Origin of the sequence: Alistipes sp. An66, from assembly GCF_002161445.1 — a bacterium.
GTDB classification, from domain to species: domain Bacteria; phylum Bacteroidota; class Bacteroidia; order Bacteroidales; family Rikenellaceae; genus Alistipes; species Alistipes cottocaccae.
Genome location: NZ_NFHT01000014.1, coordinates 24,724 through 42,970, shown reverse-complemented (window position 1 = coordinate 42,970; position 18,247 = coordinate 24,724). Strand labels below are relative to the sequence as shown.

Here is an 18,247-nt window from a genome sequence, read left to right as displayed (position 1 = left end):
TTTCGTGTCAATATCCCGGATTTTGTATCAGTTTGCCGTTTGCCTTGTCGATCTCGCTCTGCGGAAGCGGGAAGAGCTCATGTTTCCCCGTCACGAAATCCGGCAGTTTCTCCGCGGCGATCCCCCAGCGGACCAGGTCGAAATAGCGCTCGAATTCCAGCGCCAGTTCGATCCGGCGCTCATGCCGGATGGCTTCGCGAAGCTCCGCCACCTGCTCCGTCTTGATCTCCGGCAGGCACGTCAGCGGCGAATTGTCGCCCCGGGCCCGCGAACGGACCATTTCGAGCAACTCCCGGGCGCGCGTCAGATTGCCGCTCTCGCAGGCCGCCTCGGCACCCATCAGCACGACGTCCGCATAGCGGATGATCCGCAGGTTGGACCAGTAACCGAAGCACCAGTCGGCACGCCCGTACAGCGAACGCTCGCTCAACGGACAGTAGGCCTTCCGGTTGAAATAGCGGTAGTCGCTCGCCACGATCACCTCGCCGTCGACGCTCTGGCCGTCTTCCAGCACTGTCGCCTCGTAACGGGGATCTCCCGTTTCATAGTCCGCCATCAGGTCTTCCGACGGCGCGTTGTGCCCCCAGCCCAGATTCGGATACCCTCGGATGCCGTTCATCATGTTCCACTGGCACCACATGTCGATATTCAGATCCGGAGCATAGTCCGCATTGATCTCCCAGACCGACTCCGGGCCATATTCGTTCGACTCCAACCAGATATCCCCGTAGGGCGTCGTCAGGTCGTTGTCCCCCGAGGCGATGATCGTCTCGACGTATTGCAGGCACGTCCCGTACTCCTTCTCGTAGAGGCTGGTCTTCGCAAGGATCGCCCGGGCGGCATTCTGCGTGGCACGCCCCAGGTTCCCCGAGGCTACCATCTCCCGACGGGTCGGAAGCGACCCGATCAGCGGCGCCAGACGCTCCGTGTAGCGGCGCCGGATTTCGGAGGCGGAGAGCTGGTCGGCCACCTCGTCTCCCTTGTCCATGACGTGATCCACGTAAGGAACCGCCCCGAAAGCCTGCGTCAGCCGGAAGTAGGCTGCCGCCCGAATGAAACAGGCCTCGGCCGTCAACTGATTGACCGCAGCCTCCGAAGCCCCGCCCTCCGACAACGCCGCGATCATGTCCAGCGCCTCGTTGGCCTTCGTGATGGCCGTATACTGTCCGCTGTAATAGGACAGGATGTGCGAATTGGCCGGTGTGAACGACAGGGTGGGGAACTGGCAGAAATCCGTCCCGCCGTCCCCGGCCGGTCCTCCGGGATGCGAATTGTCCGACGTGTGGCAGTGCATCGCCGTCACGGGCCACGTCTGGTCGCGGAACGCATTGTATCCGTCGAAGAGCTTCGACACGACCAGCAGCTCCTCCGCATGCTCCATATCGTAGTTCCCTTCGTGATATTTGCCCTTCGGCCGCGTATCGAGAAAATCGCCGCTGCATGAGGCGGCCGCCACGGCACAAACAACCAATAATATCCGTAAACGTTTCATGGTATCGAAAGTTTTAGAAATTGATGGACAGACCCAGCTGGCAGGTCGACGGAATCGGATAGGTGTCGCCCTGATCCATGCCTCCGGCCAGCGTGCTCCCGTAAATCTCGGGCGTATATCCCGAGGTGTGCTTCCAGGTCCACAGGTTCTGTCCGCTCAAATAGATCCGAAGACGGGAGATCCCGATCTTCCGCGTCACCGAATGCGGCAGGGTATAGCCCAGCGTCATGGTGCGCAGACGGATATACGAACCGTCTTCGAGCAGATTCGTCGAACACAGGTAGTTGTGTCCACGCGACTTGTCCAGAACGGGCTCCCGGTCCGAAGTCCCCGGGCCATGCCAGCGTCCGAGCGTCTTCCCGTAAAAGTTCACGTTCGTCCACGACACCGTCTTTTTCAGATCCAGAATCTCGTTGCCGCTCACACCGTTGAAATCCACGCCGAAATCGAACCCCTTCCAGTTCAGCGACACGTTGAACCCGTAGGTGAACGTCGGCAGCGGATTGCCGATGAAGGTGCGGTCGGCATCCGTGATCCGGCCGTCGCCGTTGAGATCCTTGTAGCGGATGTCGCCCGGTTTGGCCGTCCAGCTCATCGTACAGTAGTTGTCGATCTCCGCCTGCGTCTGGAAGATTCCCTCCTGGACATAGCCGTAATAGGAGCCGACGGGGTGGCCGACCGCCGTGCGGTGGTAGTCGTCCGAGATGATGTCCGCATTGTTGTTCCCGAGCTCCGTCACCCGGTTGCGCAACGTCGTGCCGTTGATGCCGATGCTGTAATCCAGACTCCCGATCCGGTCCTTCCACGTGAGGCTGAACTCGAAGCCGCGGTTGTTGATCGACCCGGCGTTGGTGATCGCATAGCCCGCGCCGATCGAGGTCGAAGGCTCGACGTAGGCCAGCAGGTCGTTCGTGGTCTTGTCGTAGCAGCCCAGTTCCAGCGACAGCCGGTTATCGAACAGGCAGGCCGAAAGACCGATATCGACGCCGCTCATGACCTCCCAGTGGATGTTGTCGTCCACCTCATAGTCGAACGTCGGGATATAGACCACCTTGCCGTTGATGACGACCTGCTGGCCCATCGGATTGATCGTCGGATAATACAGGTAGTTGCCGATCTTGTCGTTGCCCAGCCTGCCCCAGCTGACGCGGAGTTTCGCAAAGTCGACCACGCCGCGCAGAGGCTCCATGAACTTCTCGTCGCTGAACACCCAGCCCAGGCCCACCGACGGGAAATAGCCCCAACGGTGCGACGGCGCAAACTTGGACGACCCGTCGGCCCGGAACGTCGCCGTGAGCAGATACCGGGACTTGAAGGCGTAGCTCACACGCGCCAGATAGGAGATGAAGGCCTCCTCCTCCCACCAGTCACCGGCCGAAACCCGGTTCCGGGATCCCATGGAGAGCATTTGGAGATCCTCCGGAACGACGTTCATCCCGCTTGCCAGCGAATCGACCTTCGCATTGAAACCTTCCGACTGCTTGCTCCGCGCCGTATAGCCCAGCGTGACTTCAAGGCGATGGTCATCCAGCGTCTTCCGGTAGGTCAGCAGCAGATCACCCTGCATCGTCCGGCTTTCGTCGCTCTTGCGGTAGAATTCCGTAACCTCGTTCTTGTCCGACGAGGTGCTCGATTCGTTGTTCACGTCGTACCTGGGCGTGTAGACCTGCCCGCGGTAGAACCCGAGGTCCATGTAGCCACTCGCCCGGAACGTAAAATCGTTCAGGAAATTCCACTCTCCATACAGGTTCCCGACCATCCGGTAATCCCGGTATTTCTCGGTATCCTTGTAGATCTCCATCCGGGCAACCGGATTGGGGACGTTGCTCTGGATGTCGGCCGACGGATGGTAGTAGGAACCCGGATTCTCCGCATCCCAATCCTCCTCCGGAGCATAGGGTACGTAGGTAGGAACAGCCATCACGGCATTCTGGATATCGGCCGAAGCCGGCGTGTTGTCCATCCGCGAAAGATTGATATTGCCGCCGAGTTTCAAGTTCTTCGTAACCTCGTAATCCTGCGCAAAGCGGACGTTGAAACGCTGGTAGTCGTTATACTTCAATACGCCCTCCTGCTTGTAGTAGCTCATCGACAACATGGACTGGCTCTTCTTGCCCGACATGGCCACCGAAACGTTGTGGTTGGTGATCAGGGCCCGCTCACGAAGCACCTTGCTCTGCCAGTCGGTCCCCGTTCCGAGCATGTCGGGAACCCACGACGCGGCGTTGGGATCCTGATTCTGCAACATCTCGTTGTAGAGCATCGTGAACTCCCGCGCATCGGTCAGCCGAACCCGGTCGCGCTTCCAGACCGTCTGCACGCCCACATATCCGTCGTAGGCGACCCGCGGCTGCTCCGCATCGGCCCGCCGCGTCGTGACGATCACTACGCCGTTGGCTCCCTGCACGCCGAAGATTGCCAGCGACGAGGGATCTTTCAGCACCTCGATGCGCTCGATGTCGCTGTTGCTCAAAAACGAAATGTCCGACGCGAACATCCCGTCCACGACATACAACGGACTGCTGTCGGCATTCAGCGTCCCCACGCCGCGGATCTTGATCTCGGGGCTACTCCCGGCAGCACCGGAATTGATCACGGTGAGACCCGGGACCTTCCCTTGAAGCGACGACATGACGTTGTTGGTCGGGGCGTTCCGCACCTCCTCGCCGGAGACCGAGACGATCGCTCCGGTCAGGTCCCGCTTGCGCGCCGTGCCGTAACCGGTGACCACCACCTGATCCAGAAGATAGGTGTCGTTCCGCATGACGACGACAAGTTCCCGGCCGAAATCCCGGGCCGCGAGCTCCGCCGTCTGCGTCTGCATGCCGACATACTGGAACTGCAACCGGTCGCCGACCCGGATGCCGTTCAGGACAAAACCGCCGTCCGGATCGGTCGACACGCCGTGCGTCGTGCCCTGCACCGTGACGGAAACCCCGACAAGCGGCATCTTCGTCTCCTCGTCCAGGACCTTGCCCCGGATGCTGCCCGGATCCTGCGCCCGGCCCGGCGTGCAGAGACCGCTGAAAAGCAGAAGCAATAATAACAGGGTATGAGTTTTCATGTTCGGAAGCTTTTGTTCTTGTTTTCGGGCCGCTCCATGATTCGCAGAGCATCCCCACGCAGCGGGGAAAAGGTCATTCGGAACCGCGCCGTCCGGCGGTTGGCTCCGCACGTCGTCCCGTCGGATGCCGCGTGCGGAACAGTAGGGTAGTCGGAAAGGTCTTTGCATGGTCACATGAGTTTGGGTTTGAGATCGGACCGGCCGGACCGCCCGACGGCGAAGCACCGATCCTGCACGCATCGGAATTCACCCCGGACGTGAATCCCGACATAAAATTAAGAAGATTGGCGTCAAAACGGCAGAATTCGCATCCTACAAATTCTTCACGAAATGGAAACAGACCGCAACCGGATGTTTCAAAACCACATCAACGCGAACCAACACATTGGTTGTCAGCAGATTAATCCCACCAATCCTCAACAATCGGAAGAATCGGACAGGGAGCGCTGTCAAAGAAACGAATATCCGATTTTTTCGACATTTCCTGCCATCGGAAGGCGTCCATTCGGTATTTATTCGTAAATTTATCGGACAAAACGCGGGAAAAAGACCATGAAGCGCTGTCTGTCCATATTCATATCGATGCTTTGCTGGGTCCCGGCGTCCGTGGCGTCCGAGGCGATACCGATCCATGTGGCCAATTTCAACTACACGGATTATTACGGCGGAATTCAGAACTGGGGACTCGACATCTCCGACGAAGAGATCCTCTACTGCGGAAACAACGCCGGGCTGTTGCGGTACAACGGCAACAACTGGACGCTCATGGAACCCGACACGACGGCCACGGTACGGGCCGTACTGTGCGCCGACAGCGTGATCTACACCGCCGGAGACAACAACATCGGCTTCTGGAAACAACGCGCCGCCGGCAATTACGAATACGTCTCCCTGCTGCCGCAGGCCGACGAAATCGGAGTCCGGGGCGAAACCTTCTGGAACATCGCACGGCACGGCCGGAAGGTCTATTTCCACTCCTTCGCCAACATCCTGTGCTACGACGGCCGACAACTCCGATACGTCGTCCGGAACGACCACTACAAGGGGCTGTTCCCCACTCCGGAGGCCATCTTCACCCAGAAACGAGACGGTTCGATCCTCCGGATCGGAAAAGACGAAGCTCTCGACCCCTTCTGCGACGACCCCGTACTGCACGGTCAGGAGGCGAAATTCCTCTTCGCCCTCGACGACGAGGTCTACCTCTGCGGGCTCTCCAACGGCTGCATCTACCGGATCGAAAAGGGGCGCTGCCGCCCGTTCTGCTCGCTGGAAACCGACGACCATCTCCCCGTACGGGTCGAATGCGGCGGCATGTACCGGAACCGGACCCTGGCCGTCGGAACAATCGGACACGGCGTATTCCTCGTCGACGTCGCCTCGGCGGAATACCGGCAAATCGCAACGTCTCGGCTGCAAGATCTGAACGTACACGCTCTCCGCTTCTACGGACCCGACAACCTCTGGCTCTCGCTGGACAACGGGATCTCGGCTCTCTTCATCAATCCCGAGGTCTGTGAATGGCGCTCGTCCGCTTCCTCCGGCATCTTCTTCGACGGCATGCAGTACGCCGACTGTATCTACATGGCCACGAACCGCGGACTCTTCCGTATCCGCGGCGACCGCTCGGAACAACTCCCCGTCGCGTGGTATCCGCTGCAATTCTGCAACATCAAGCAGGAACTGCTGTGCGGATCCACGACGAATCTCTACAAACTGGACAAATCCCGGGACCGGTTCGTCTCCATGGGCGACATAAACGGTGTCCGGCAATTCGAATACGTGGCCGACAAGGGCCGGGAATTCCTCTTCCTGCGAGGGTATTCCGGCATCTCGGTATTGCAGTTCGAGACCGGGACCTGGGAATTCCGCTCCTATCTGCTGGGAACCGAGAATTACAGGCACATTCTTCCCGAAAACCTTCACACGATCTGGGCCGTACATTCGCAGAAGGGTATTTACCGGCTGCGGATCAATCAGGAACTGACCGCCGTGGAGCACGTCGACAACTTCACACAAATAGACGGTTGGGCCGACTACGACCGGATCAGCATCCTGAACATCGAGGGTGCCGCCTGTTTCTTCACACCGCGGGGCGTCTACGTCTACGACCCCGACCGAAAGACCTTCCTCAAAAAAGAGGCGTTCAGCCAAAGCATCCGCAAGCTGGAAGATTTGCAGAACGCCTGCTCGACGGCAAAAAACAACGTCTGGATCTCGACCAAGGACGAACTCTATCTGTACCGCATCGGCGACAACCGGATCGAACTCCTGAAACGCTATTCGTTCATCGCCAATCCGCTGCTGCTCTACGACCGCCATTTCCAGTTCCGGCAGATCAACGACTCGCTGACCTTCGTGTCCACGTGTCAGGGTACGGTGGCCATCAACAGCGGAAAGCGAAACTCGGAGCTCCGCGATCCGGAGCCGCGGATCGAAAGCTGCCGCTATTGGAGCGGGAAAAGGATCGCCTATGCGCCGGTCGAAGGGCGGGAACTCGTGCTGCCCGGCTCGGCCCGCAACATCGAAATCCGCATGACCGAGGGACTCGCAGGCTTCGACACCTCCTTTTCCTATCGGATCGCAGAACTGAACGACAGTTGGAGCGTCTGGGATAAATCCGGAATCATCCGCCTCCCCATGCTCCCGTCGGGATCCTATCTCGTGACGGTGAAGGACGACAAGGAGCGCGTACTGGACTTTACGCTGGTCATCGAACAACCCTTCTACAAACGGGGCTGGGCCATTGCCGGATATATCCTCATCGGGCTGTTTCTGACGATTGGAATCGGGCACTATGTCGTCAAACGCCGCGACGAGAAGTTTCTGGACAGGTTGAAGCAGTCGCAACGCCGACACGAAGAGGAGTTGCGCCGCAAGACCTACGAATATCTGAACGAAAAGGTGAAGGACCAGGAACGGGAACTGAAAAACAACATGCGGTTCCTCACCCAGAAGCAGGAGCTCCTCGCCGCGATCTCCGAAGAGGTCGACCACCAGAAGAAGGAGTTGGGGGAGAGGTGGCCCAACAAACTCTACTTCAAGCTGGTGAAATTGATCCAAAGCGGCGAGACCGAGACGGACAAGTTGCTTTCGTTCGAGAATTATTTCGTCGAGATACACCGCGATTTCATGTTGAGAATGCAGAACGCGCACCGCGATCTGACCCGTTCGGAGCTCCGGCTCTGCTGTCTGATCCGGTCGAGCCTGTCGACGAAGGAGATCGCCGCCGTCATGGGAATAGCAACCCGTTCCGTGGAGCTGAAAAAATACAGGCTGAAAAAGAAACTCAACATCGAACGGGAAGAGAACCTCATGTCCTACATATTCTCCATCTGACCGTCCCCCCCCCGACAATAAACATCCGATACCCGCCGGCCGGCATCATTACGCAAGGGCAGCCACTCGCCGACGCCCTTGATGATCCGGGTCAGTTCCGATCTTTTTCGTGCGCCTCGCGGAGCAGTTCGCCCAGAACCCCGATATGCTCCACGATCAACTGCGGCTGGCGCGGAGCCTGCTCCGCCATGTCGAGCGTCGTCTCGCCCGACAGCACCAGAACACCCAATGCCCCGGCATTATGCGCCATCTCGATATCCGTATAGATGCGGTCGCCGACCATCGCAATCTCCCCGGGTTGCAGCGAATGCCGTTGCAGGATCCCCGACAGCATGTTCGGGTCGGGTTTTCCCAGCGTGATGTCGGGGCGGCGGCCCGTGGCGTGCTCGATGGCCGCGCAGATCGACCCGCAGTCGACCAGAACCGTCGGACGGTCCGTCGGGCATACCCGGTCGGGATTCGTCGCCAGGTAGGGGAGGCCCTGCTTCACCCACCAGGCCGCCCGGCACAGCCGTGCGTATTCGAGCGTCATGTCGAAGGAGACCACCACCGCATCCGGAACATCCTCCGCCGAGTCCGCGGTCGGCGTGTAGCCCGCAGCCTCGAACTCCGAGACCATCGACGGCGTTCCGAGCAGGAAGAGTCGCCGGGCCGTCGGAAGATGGGTTTGCAGGTAGTCGATCGTCGCCAGCGTCGTGGTGTACATCTCCTCGCGCGTGGCCCGGATCCCCATGCCGGCAAGGCGGCGAAGGTAGTCGGCAATCGATTTCGAGGGGTTGTTCGTCAGAAACGAATGGCCGATTCCGGCCGGCCCGAGCCCCGACAGAAAGCCCGGCGTCCAGGGAAACAACACCGAACCCATGTAGATCGTGCCGTCCATGTCGAGGGCGACGTGGCGGATTTGCGACAGGCGTCGCAGCAGCTCTTCATGCTCCCAGACGGAGCGATAACGGTGAAAGCGCGTCATCTTCGGATGGATGAAGGGTGTGACGGGGTTATCGGCGGTTCAGATCCAGGTCCTGGAACAGGTAAGGGTAATCGGTCTCGATGACGTCGCATCCGGAGGTGATTTCCAGCTCGTAGCCGTGTTGTTTCATGGTCTCGGTCGCCCGGCGGTCGTGGGTCGGAGCCACGGAGATCATGCACATGATCCCCTGCCGGTGGAGCGAGTCGTAGAGCGGCTGCCGGTCCGCAAGCATCATCGGCCCGACGTAGGCCATCATCTGCGAGGCGGGGATGCCCGCTTCGCGATAGGCGCGGTACTCGGAGAGGTTCTTGCACCAGGCCGAGAACATCGCGTCCGGATCGCGGTCGAGCAGCAGCCGCGCCTGACGCGCGTTGTGGACCGTGTACATGACATGGGGCGGATTGAGCCGGTTGATGAAGTCGGACATGAACTCCAACGGAACATCCTTGATGTCGAGATTGAGGATCGTCTTGCCGCGGCTCCACTGGATGGCCTCTTCGAGAGTGGGGATCCGGAACTCCGTGACCTTGCCGTCGCGGTCTTTGAGCCGGAACCGGCGCAGCTCCTCCCACGTGTAGTCCGAGACGCGGCCGCTGCCGTCGGTCGTGCGGTCGATCGTGGCGTCGTGCATCAGGACGATGACGCTGTCGCGGGTCAGCCGGGGGTCGATCTCGAAAAACGAAGGCATCATCGTGAGGGTCTTCCCGAACGACTCGATGCAGTTCTCGGGATAGCCCGCAACCATGCCGCCGCGGTGTCCGCTGACGACGACCGGGCGGTCCGGCGCATAGCGGAACCAGGCGTGGAGATCGGCGCGGGTCTCGATGTCGATATGGTGCGGGGCCCCGGTCGGGGCGGGAGCCTCCGAGCAGGAGACGCCCAGCAAAGCCAGGATTGCGAAGAGCGTAAGTTGCGGTTTGTTCATGTCGGTACTGTTTTGGGGTTCGTTCGTGAAATGGAGCCTTGCGGTGTCCTTTGTTTTTGTTTCGACGCTCAAATTTATGTTTATTTTTTCTTTTTAGCAACTTTTAATCCGTGAAATTTCGACCCGAAATCCACTAAAAAAAGGTTTCATATTAATTAACATGCTATCTAACAGCAAATTACAGCTAAAATATCGAAAATCAGCAAGCGGCCGTTTTTTCTTTCAGTTTATTCTTTAAGTATGTTTTTATTTCCAATCAGGTATTTTTGAGTTTCTTTTATTTGCAGAAAAGAAATTTTGTAGTTACTTTTGTCCTACCTGAACGGATGAGGACCCCGGACGCAGACGGCGGAAAAGACCCGGAACAAAGGCCGTGACGCCGCCCCGAATACCGGATGTCCGGAACTTCCGCAAAGCAGGAGCGCCCCGAACGGCCTCCTATATAGTATAGGTAACCAAAAACCAACTCCTATGGATAAGATTGAAGGCGCTTTGAAGCGCACGACCGACACCCGGGCCGTGGTGTTCGGCGTCGGAACCCTCCCGCGCGTGGCGGAGCTTTTTACGGAACTCTTCCCCGGATGCCGGGCCGTCGTCGTGGCTGACCCCAATACGTGGCGCGTCGCCGGAGAGGAGGTGCACCGGACCCTCGCCGAGGCCGGGATCCAGCAGGATGAACCCCATATTTTCACCGACCCGTCGCTCTATGCCGAATGGCGTTTCGTCGAGGAGCTCGACGGCGTCCTCGCCCGGACGGATGCCGTTCCGGTAGCCGTCGGCTCGGGCGTCATCAACGACCTGACCAAACTCGCCGCACACCACAACGGCCGCCGCTACATGACCGTCGGCACCGCCGCCTCAATGGACGGATACACGGCCTACGGCGCCTCGATCACGAAGGACGGAAACAAACAGACGTTCGATTGCCCGGCTCCGCTCGGCATGCTGTTCGACCCCTCGATCGCCGCCGCGGCCCCCGCCGAACTCTCCGCATCGGGATACGCCGACCTGATCGCCAAGATCCCGGCCGGCGCCGACTGGATGCTGGCCGACGCCGTGGGGGCCGACCCGATCGACCCGTTCGCCTTCGCGCTGGTTCAGGACGACCTCCAGGAGGCGTTGTCCGACCCGGCCGGAGTTCATGCCGGAGACGTCGGAAAGACCGGACAGCTGGCCGAAGGGCTGCTGTTGAGCGGCTTCGCCATGCAGGCCGTCCAGTCGAGCCGCCCCGCCTCCGGGGCCGAGCATCAGTTCAGCCACCTGTGGGATATGGAACATCTGCGCTGCAACGGCGCTTCGGTATCCCACGGATTCAAGGTCGGAATCGGGACGCTGGCCTCGACGGCCTTCTTCGAGATGCTGCTCGAAGCGCCCGTCGAAACGCTCGACATCGACCGCTGCGCCGGCGCATGGAAATCCTGGGCCGAGACCGAGGCCGACATCCGCACGCTCTTCGGGAGCGACGCCGAACTGGTCGCCCGGGCGTTGAAAGAGACCCGCGACAAGTACGTCGGGCGGGAGGGACTGCACGAGGAGCTGCTCCGGCTCCAAAAGGCATGGCCCGAATTGAAGGAGCGCATCCGCCGGCAGATCATCCCCTTCGGGGAGGTGCAGCGCCGTCTGCGGCTCGTCGGGGCACCCTATGAACCGGAGCAGATCGGCGTCTCCCGGGCGCGTTTCCGGGAGGCTTTCCGCCGCATTCCCTACATGCGGAGCCGCTACTCGGTGGTCGACGTCGCCTTCCGCTGCGGATGGATGGAGCAGTGGCTCGACCGGCTCTTCGGTCCGGGATGCATCTGGGAAATCCGTTGATTCGTCCCGAAAAAACCCTCTTTCAGTCGTTTTGTCGATGTTTTGTCACACGGGCAACGTATCTTTGCCGAGCGGAACCCTATTCTACAATCACAATGACCCCCGAACAGAATAAACGTTTCAAGCACTGGCAGATGCGCACGATCCTCGCCACGATGATCGGCTATGCGCTCTTCTATTTCGTCCGCAAGAACTTCTCCCTCGCGATGCCCGGTCTGGAAGCCGACCTCGGCATCTCGAAGGTCAGCCTCGGCATCTTCCTGACACTCAACGGCGTCATCTACGGACTTTCGCGCTTCGTGAACGGCGTTCTGGCCGACCGTATGAACGCCCGCTGGTACATGGCCATCGGTCTGGCGCTCTGTGCGCTGGCCAACTTCGCCTTCGGATTCGGCGAGGACATCTCCACCTGGATCACCGGCCAGGAGACCGGCGACCGCTTCACCAATACGATGATCCTCTTCATGGGGATCATGTGGGTGGTCAACGGACTGTTGCAGGGCACGGGATTCCCGCCCTGCGCCCGGCTGCTGACCCATTGGATCCCGCCGAAGGAGCTGGCTACGAAGATGTCCGTGTGGAACACCTCGCACTCGATCGGAGCCGGCCTTGTGGTGATCCTCTGCGGCTACATCATGGGACACCTCGGCCAGAATCTCGCCGCGGATCCCGACAGCGTGGCGCGGATTGCGGCCAATCTGGGCGTTGACACCTCCGATCCCGAAGGGATGGCCACCGCCATGAGTTTTGCCGCACACTCCGGGGCGTGGCGCTGGTGCTTCTGGATCCCCTCGGCCATCGCCTTTGCCGGCGCCATCGGACTGGTCATCTTCCTGCGCGACACCCCGACGTCGGTCGGTCTGCCCGAGCTCGAAGGAACCGAGACCGGAGCCAGCGAAGGTTCCGGCGAAAGCAAGGGGGCCGAATACAAGGCCTTCCTGATGAAGCACGTCTTCCGCAACCCGTTGATCTGGACCCTCGGCGTAGCGAATTTCTTCGTCTATGTCGTCCGCTTTTCGGTTCTGGACTGGGGCCCGTCGCTGCTGAGCCAATCGAAAGGGGTCAGCATGGCGCATGCCGGCTGGCTTGTGGCGATGTTCGAGATCGCCGGAATCCTCGGCATGCTCTTCGCCGGATGGGCCACGGACCGCTGGCTGAAAGGCCGCGCACACCGCACGTGCGTCTTCTGCATGGCCGGAGCCGCCCTGTTCGTCTTCCTCTTCTGGCAGCTGCCCGCCGATGCCCCGATCTGGCTGCTCTTCGCCACGCTCTGCGCCGCCGGGTTCTGCATCTACGGACCGCAGGCCCTCATCGGAATCGCCGCAGCCAACCAGGCCACCAAAAAGGCCGCTGCAACGGCCAACGGCCTGACCGGACTGTTCGGCTACGCCTCGACGCTCGTCTCGGGTGTCGGCCTCGGATTCGTCGCCCAGCACTACGGCTGGAACTGGGCCTATGCGGGGATCCTCGCCATGGCGCTCATCGGAATGGGGGTTTTCCTGCTGATGTGGGGCGCCCGCGCCGACGGGTATGCTCCGGAACCGGAAAGAAAATAACCGCCGAAAGAGTCCGTAAATTGAAAAACAAGGATTTATGTGCACGGTTTCACTTGGAAAAGAGCGGAGAAATCGCTACATTTGTTCTTGACACTTTTTTGTTGCATCTTTTTTTGACACGTTATCATGTTGAGTATTGCCGAACGGCATAAATACATCCTCGATACGCTGAACGCACACGGATTCGTGCGCATCACGGACATCGCCAACGAACTGGGCGTGACGAAGGTCACCATCCGCAAGGACGTCAAGATCCTCGAAAGCAAGGGGCTCCTCTACAAGGTCCACGGAAGCGCCCGCCCGGCGAATCCCCATGTCGCCGACCTCGACGTGCACGTCAAGGACAACATCAACCGCGACGCCAAACGCGCCATTGCCCGGCGGGCCGTGGAGCTGCTGGACGACAGCGATTCGGTGATCGTGGCCTCGGGATCGACGATCTATGCCTTTGCCGAGGAGATCCGCATGCGGCCCTGGCACCATCTGAACATCGTCACGCCGTTCCTGCGGCTCGGCGTGCTGCTCAACGACGTCGAGAATGTCAATGTCGTGCAGCTGGGCGGCACGGTGCACAAGAAATCCCTGTCGGTGTCGGGCAGCGAAACGACGCGGGGGCTCGACGACTGCATCTGCTCGAAACTCTTTTTCGGGGTCGACGGCATCGACCTCGAACACGGAATCACCACCTCGACGATCGAGGAGGCGCAGCTGACGCAGCGGATGATGGCCTCGGCCTCGAAGACGATCGTACTGGCCGACTCCTCGAAGTTCGGACAGCGCGGATTCGGACGGATCGGGTCGTTGGAGGATGTCGACGTGATCGTGACCGACGCCAAAGTCTCCGAACAGATGGCGGCGGCACTCGAAGAGGCCGGCGTGGATCTGATCGTGGTCAAATAATCCGGTTCCGGAACGTAAAATTTTACGACCGGTAACAAGAAGGAGGGCAGTTCCTATACGAAACTGCCCTCCTTCTTTGTCGTCAGGCCGGCCGCTCAATAGCGGAATATGTTGGCCCGGCGGATGTCGTCGGTCGATTTCGAGGCGAAGCCCAGCCACAGCGACCCGTTCTTCATCTTGATGCCTTCGGCCTCCATGTAACCGGTGGAGGTGATGCCCGCCGTCGTGAGCGCCTGCATGTCGGCAATGGCTCCCACCTTCGTGCGGGGGTAGGCTTGTGCGCCCGTCAGGTCGAGCAGCGTCACATAGGCCACCGAAGCCTTCTTCCCGTCGTTGTCGTTGCCGACACCCTCGTAGAAGTAGATGATGCCGTTCGTACAGTCGAACCCCTGGAAATCGTAGTATCCGACCTCGCTGTCCGTCTTCCCGGTGTTTACCGTGAACCGTCCGACCGGCTTGAGCTGATCCAGCTTCCGGACCTTGACCGTGCGGGCTCCGGTCGTCTCCTGCGTGCCGTCCTCACCGCCCGAGGTCACCGTCAGCGAAACCTCGCTCTCGGGAAGCGCCAGCGCTTCGCTCAACCGGTAGACATAGAAATCGCGGACGCCTGTCGTCGAGGCCGTGATGGCCAGCATGTCGCTGGCAACGTCGACTGCCGGATGCACGTTGCGTTTGCCTTCGAGCCAGAACGTCTCGCCGGCACAGCAGTCGAGCGTCTTGCCCGCCTCGTATTTGACACGCGAGACGGTCTGGTTCTGGCTGTAACTGCCGTCGTCGAGCTTGTTGCCGTTGCTGCCGATCCAGATGTAGCGGTCGTTGCCCTGCTCCTCGACGGCCATGTTCGTGCCGTGACCGAACCAGCGCAGGGTCATGTAGTCCGCCGGCGCCTCGTTGGCCGCGCCCCGGATCACGTGGAGTTCGTGCGCATCCGTGCCGGCAATCTGCACGTAATAGATTTCGCCCTTCGAATCCACGTCGAAGCACTGCATGACGGCGTTCCGGACGAGCTGCACGCCCCTGCTGTACACGATCTCGTCGGTCAGCCCGGCTTTCAGCCGCTCAAAGATGGCATCGTTGGAGACCGACACCGATGTCCGTGCGTAGACTCCGTTGGGGGCCGTCACCGTGATCGGAGCGTTTCCGGTCCCGATGCCGGTGACGACGCCTTGGGCGTCGACATGGACGGCGTTCTCGTTGCCCGAACGCCAGACAAGACCCTGCGGATTGGCCGCCAGATCGTACCAGTCGGTCTGCGAGACACCTTTTCCGGGGAGTATGACCTTGATGCGGAGCTGTTCCGATCCGCTGACGTTGAGCCCGACCGCCGATTTCTCAAAAAGGATACTCAATACGTCTGCCTCTTCCGTGTCGTCGGAACACGAGGAGAAGGTGGGGGTTGTAGCCAGCAGGAACAACCCCGATAACAGGGATACGATCCTCGTCTGGCTGTATTTTCGTAAGATGTTCATAAGGGATGATTTATTGCTTTACTACTTTGATATTGTCCAGCCACATGCGCTTCTCGATCGTGGCGATCGTGATCCGGCTCTCGGCCGTGACGCCCTTGATGACGACCGTGTGGTCGGTCCAGGCGAAGCGTCCGTTCTGGTCACGGCCCGAGTCGTCGTTGTACAGCGTCAGCTTCTCCGATCCGTCCTCGAACGTTCCGCCGCCCGTGATGCTGACCGTAAAGTCCTTGCGGTCCTGGTTCCCATAGAGTGTGTAGACGATGGGATCCTCCTGGATGCGCTTGGGCTCGGTGTAGGGGCAGGCCCGGAAGGTCAGCACCACGTCCGCAGCCGCGTCTCCGAGTTTGGTCAGGTGGGGGAGGATCAGGCTTCCGGCGGCCGATCCGGTGCCGAATTTGAGGTGTCCGCAGACTTCGTAGATCTTCTTGCTGTTGGCCGTATCCCAGTCTCCATCACCCCAACGGGCTGCGAGGTAATCGGCATTGACCTTCCCGATGGTATTGAACGTATCGTCGGCGTTCTTCGACGGCTCTGCCACGACGGTCGTCGCGTCGTCGGCAAAGACGCTGCCCGTGATGTTCATCGTCTCCGGGAGCTTCTGTGCTGCCGACGAAGGGCAGATTCCGAAGGCGGCAGCAATCGAGTATCCGCCCCACCAGAAATCGTCGAAATCCTTATAAAGCAGTACGTTATCATCTAATGTGGGCATTGGTAGGGTCTTGCCCGATCCGACTCCGAACTCGGAATCGGCGTAGATGCCTTCACCGAGGACCTTCACGCGGCAGTAATAGGTCTTGTCGGCTTGCAGATTGCCGAAGACGAAGCGGTTGTAGGGATAGTTGGCATAGAATCCCGAACCTTTGACCGGCTCCTTGCACTCGATGGTGCGGATCGCGGCGCCCGACTCCGACTCGGCCAGTTCGATGATGAACTTGCGCGGATAGGTGTCGTCGCGGTTCCATTCGAAGACCAGCAGGCCGCGCGACGCTTCGTAGAGCGATACCTGCGGCGTCGGGATGGGAGTCGGTTCGAGCGTCCGGCACGGCAGGAAGGCCGAAAAATCGGAGTTGAACTCCGGCTTCGACTGGCAGTTGGCCATCACGCGGAACTTGTAGTCGGTGCTCGGGTCGAGCTCCTCGAACGTGCATTCGTTGGTCATGACCACCTCGCTCCGCACGGCCTCGGTTTCGTTGTCGGCCCGATAGAGCTCGACGGTGTAGGACGAGGCGTCGTAGTCCCGCGTCCAGGTGAAGCTCAACGACGAAGGCAGCTGCCCGGTGCAGGAGAGATTCGTCGGCGTTTCCAGTTTCGAGGTCACCTCCACGGGCTTCGCCTGCGAGACGTAGATCCGGAAATTGTCGATGAAGAAGCGGTTGTTGCCGGCCTTCGTGCCGCTGATCTTGATGCGCGTCTGGCTGGTTGCGCCCGTCACCTTGAAGACGATGCTCTGCCACGTACGTTTGGGCATGCCTTTGGCCAGTTGGGTCTCGGGCATCGTCCCGGCATATTCGGCCGTCACGACGATGTCGTCCTCCTCGCCGTCCCAGCGGCACCAGTCGAACTGTACGAAGATATCCTGCGGCTCGCTCAACCCGAGAGCCTGGAAATTCAACGCCGGGGCCATGATCCAGCCCAGCGCCGACCCGGTGCCGATCTTGGGATAGCCCGGGTGTTCGTAGACCTTCGATCCGTCCCATTCGGCCAACCCGCGGTCGGCCGTGAACGCGGGGTTCATCTCCGCATTGAAGAAGTCGCCGCTGCCGTCCTGTCCCGATGTCGCCACATCGTTCGCCGGCGTGTCGGGCGTGACGTCGAGGTTCTGGTTGCCGGGCCAGAAGCCGGTCTTGTTGGCCACGTAATCGCCGCCCCAGATCAGTTTGTCGAAGGTCATCTCGTAGACGATGTTCTCCGACGAAACAAAACTCCGCGTCGTCTGGGTCACGGGGTCCTCCTGGGTCGAAAACGTAAGGGTTACCCGGATGTCGAGGTCGCCCATCGACCGGGGCGTGCCGCTCAACGGTACAAGTACCTCGCCATCGCCCTCCTGGAGCTTCTCACCCTGCACGGGCTCGCATTCGATGCCCGGAGCCCCCTCGCCGTCGAGTTCGACCTCGACATCCATCAATTCCGTCCCCAACGCCTTTTCATAAGGTATGGCGACATAGATGCCGGCGATCTCCTCGCCTTCGAGCAGCGTGCCCAACAGGTAAGCCTCTTTCAGGGCGAAAATGCCGTCGTCCTGACGGATATAAACTTTCAGATCCCGGCCCGCGGCGTGAATCACGACCTCACCCGTGCGTTTCTCCCCCGCATTGCGGTCGACGGTGACATTCACATATTGATAGCTGCGGCCGTCGCCGACCCCTTGTGCGGGATCCATGTGTATCCAGTCCTCCTCGGTGGTGAGGTTCCAGCTGCCGTCCGTACGGATGGTGAACGATTGGGTCGAGACGCTGTACGGGAATTCGAGTTCGTCCGTATCCCGGGTCACGGAGACGTCCGGATCGTCGGCGCAGCCGGGAGGCAGAAGGAGCATCGCTGCAACCAACGGAGCGGATAGTATAGACGCAAGTTTCATGTTTTTAGTGTTTTAAGGTTGGAACAAGTCAACACACCGCAACGATTTTCATTGATTGCGGGTGTCGCCGGATTGTCTGACGGGTAAAACTTGCATGACAAAGGTAACTATTCTTTTTGCATATACAAACTTTTTGAGCACTATTTTT

Annotated in this window: 10 protein-coding genes; 4 read left to right on the top strand and 6 right to left on the bottom strand. The window is 60.0% G+C overall.

Features of this window, described 5'->3' with window-relative positions; translation table 11 throughout:
• Nucleotides 1-7: 7 nt before the first annotated feature.
• Together B5G16_RS09685 and B5G16_RS09680 are read right to left on the bottom strand one after the other, a co-directional pair.
• On the bottom strand, nucleotides 8-1,492 hold the full coding sequence (locus tag B5G16_RS09685; RefSeq protein ID WP_087263543.1) for a RagB/SusD family nutrient uptake outer membrane protein: 1,485 nt from the start codon (nucleotides 1,490-1,492) through the stop codon (nucleotides 8-10).
• 13 nt (nucleotides 1,493-1,505) lie between these two features.
• Nucleotides 1,506-4,556, bottom strand: a complete 3,051-nt coding sequence (locus tag B5G16_RS09680) for a SusC/RagA family TonB-linked outer membrane protein (protein WP_087263542.1) — start codon at nucleotides 4,554-4,556, stop codon at nucleotides 1,506-1,508.
• A gap of 552 nt (nucleotides 4,557-5,108) precedes the next feature.
• On the opposite strand from B5G16_RS09680, the gene B5G16_RS09675 reads away from it, so the two are divergent.
• Nucleotides 5,109-7,892, top strand: coding sequence for a helix-turn-helix and ligand-binding sensor domain-containing protein (locus B5G16_RS09675; RefSeq protein ID WP_087263541.1), 2,784 nt, complete (start codon nucleotides 5,109-5,111; stop codon nucleotides 7,890-7,892).
• 91 nt (nucleotides 7,893-7,983) lie between these two features.
• Here B5G16_RS09675 and B5G16_RS09670 read toward each other — a convergent pair whose 3' ends face one another.
• Nucleotides 7,984-8,859 (bottom strand): HAD-IIA family hydrolase, encoded by an 876-nt coding sequence (locus B5G16_RS09670; RefSeq protein ID WP_087263540.1) that lies wholly within the window; start codon nucleotides 8,857-8,859, stop codon nucleotides 7,984-7,986.
• Between the two features lie 28 nt (nucleotides 8,860-8,887).
• Nucleotides 8,888-9,784: a glycerophosphodiester phosphodiesterase family protein gene (locus B5G16_RS09665; protein ID WP_087263539.1), complete on the bottom strand. Its 897-nt coding sequence runs from the start codon at nucleotides 9,782-9,784 to the stop codon at nucleotides 8,888-8,890.
• 471 nt (nucleotides 9,785-10,255) lie between these two features.
• Between B5G16_RS09665 and B5G16_RS09660 the strand changes: the two genes are divergently transcribed.
• The 3 genes from B5G16_RS09660 to B5G16_RS09650 all read left to right on the top strand — a co-directional run bounded on the left by B5G16_RS09660 (nucleotide 10,256) and on the right by B5G16_RS09650 (nucleotide 14,052).
• The gene (locus B5G16_RS09660) at nucleotides 10,256-11,596 is read left to right on the top strand and encodes a sn-glycerol-1-phosphate dehydrogenase (RefSeq protein WP_087263538.1); all 1,341 of its coding nucleotides are present in this window, start codon (nucleotides 10,256-10,258) and stop codon (nucleotides 11,594-11,596) included.
• 95 nt (nucleotides 11,597-11,691) lie between these two features.
• Nucleotides 11,692-13,152, top strand: coding sequence for an MFS transporter (locus B5G16_RS09655; protein ID WP_087263537.1), 1,461 nt, complete (start codon nucleotides 11,692-11,694; stop codon nucleotides 13,150-13,152).
• A 126-nt stretch (nucleotides 13,153-13,278) separates the two neighbouring features.
• Complete coding sequence (locus B5G16_RS09650; RefSeq protein ID WP_087263536.1) at nucleotides 13,279-14,052, top strand: DeoR/GlpR family DNA-binding transcription regulator; 774 nt, start codon at nucleotides 13,279-13,281, stop codon at nucleotides 14,050-14,052.
• Between the two features lie 95 nt (nucleotides 14,053-14,147).
• On the opposite strand, the gene B5G16_RS09645 is transcribed toward B5G16_RS09650, so the two are convergent.
• Together B5G16_RS09645 and B5G16_RS09640 are read right to left on the bottom strand one after the other, a co-directional pair.
• Nucleotides 14,148-15,521, bottom strand: coding sequence for a hypothetical protein (locus tag B5G16_RS09645; RefSeq protein WP_143260863.1), 1,374 nt, complete (start codon nucleotides 15,519-15,521; stop codon nucleotides 14,148-14,150).
• A gap of 10 nt (nucleotides 15,522-15,531) precedes the next feature.
• Complete coding sequence (locus tag B5G16_RS09640) at nucleotides 15,532-18,099, bottom strand: fibronectin type III domain-containing protein (protein ID WP_087263534.1); 2,568 nt, start codon at nucleotides 18,097-18,099, stop codon at nucleotides 15,532-15,534.
• Between the last annotated feature and the right edge of the window lie 148 nt (nucleotides 18,100-18,247).

Bases quoted from the DNA above. Each gene is read 5' to 3' on its own strand.
- B5G16_RS09645 (WP_143260863.1), bottom strand. From the start codon at position 15,521: ATGAACATCTTACGAAAATACAGCCAGACGAGGATCGTATCCCTGTTA.
- B5G16_RS09640 (WP_087263534.1), bottom strand. From the start codon at position 18,099: ATGAAACTTGCGTCTATACTATCCGCTCCGTTGGTTGCAGCGATGCTC.
- B5G16_RS09655 (WP_087263537.1), top strand. From the start codon at position 11,692: ATGACCCCCGAACAGAATAAACGTTTCAAGCACTGGCAGATGCGCACG.
- B5G16_RS09685 (WP_087263543.1), bottom strand. From the start codon at position 1,492: ATGAAACGTTTACGGATATTATTGGTTGTTTGTGCCGTGGCGGCCGCC.
- B5G16_RS09665 (WP_087263539.1), bottom strand. From the start codon at position 9,784: ATGAACAAACCGCAACTTACGCTCTTCGCAATCCTGGCTTTGCTGGGC.
- B5G16_RS09670 (WP_087263540.1), bottom strand. From the start codon at position 8,859: ATGACGCGCTTTCACCGTTATCGCTCCGTCTGGGAGCATGAAGAGCTG.
- B5G16_RS09660 (WP_087263538.1), top strand. From the start codon at position 10,256: ATGGATAAGATTGAAGGCGCTTTGAAGCGCACGACCGACACCCGGGCC.
- B5G16_RS09650 (WP_087263536.1), top strand. From the start codon at position 13,279: ATGTTGAGTATTGCCGAACGGCATAAATACATCCTCGATACGCTGAAC.
- B5G16_RS09680 (WP_087263542.1), bottom strand. From the start codon at position 4,556: ATGAAAACTCATACCCTGTTATTATTGCTTCTGCTTTTCAGCGGTCTC.
- B5G16_RS09675 (WP_087263541.1), top strand. From the start codon at position 5,109: ATGAAGCGCTGTCTGTCCATATTCATATCGATGCTTTGCTGGGTCCCG.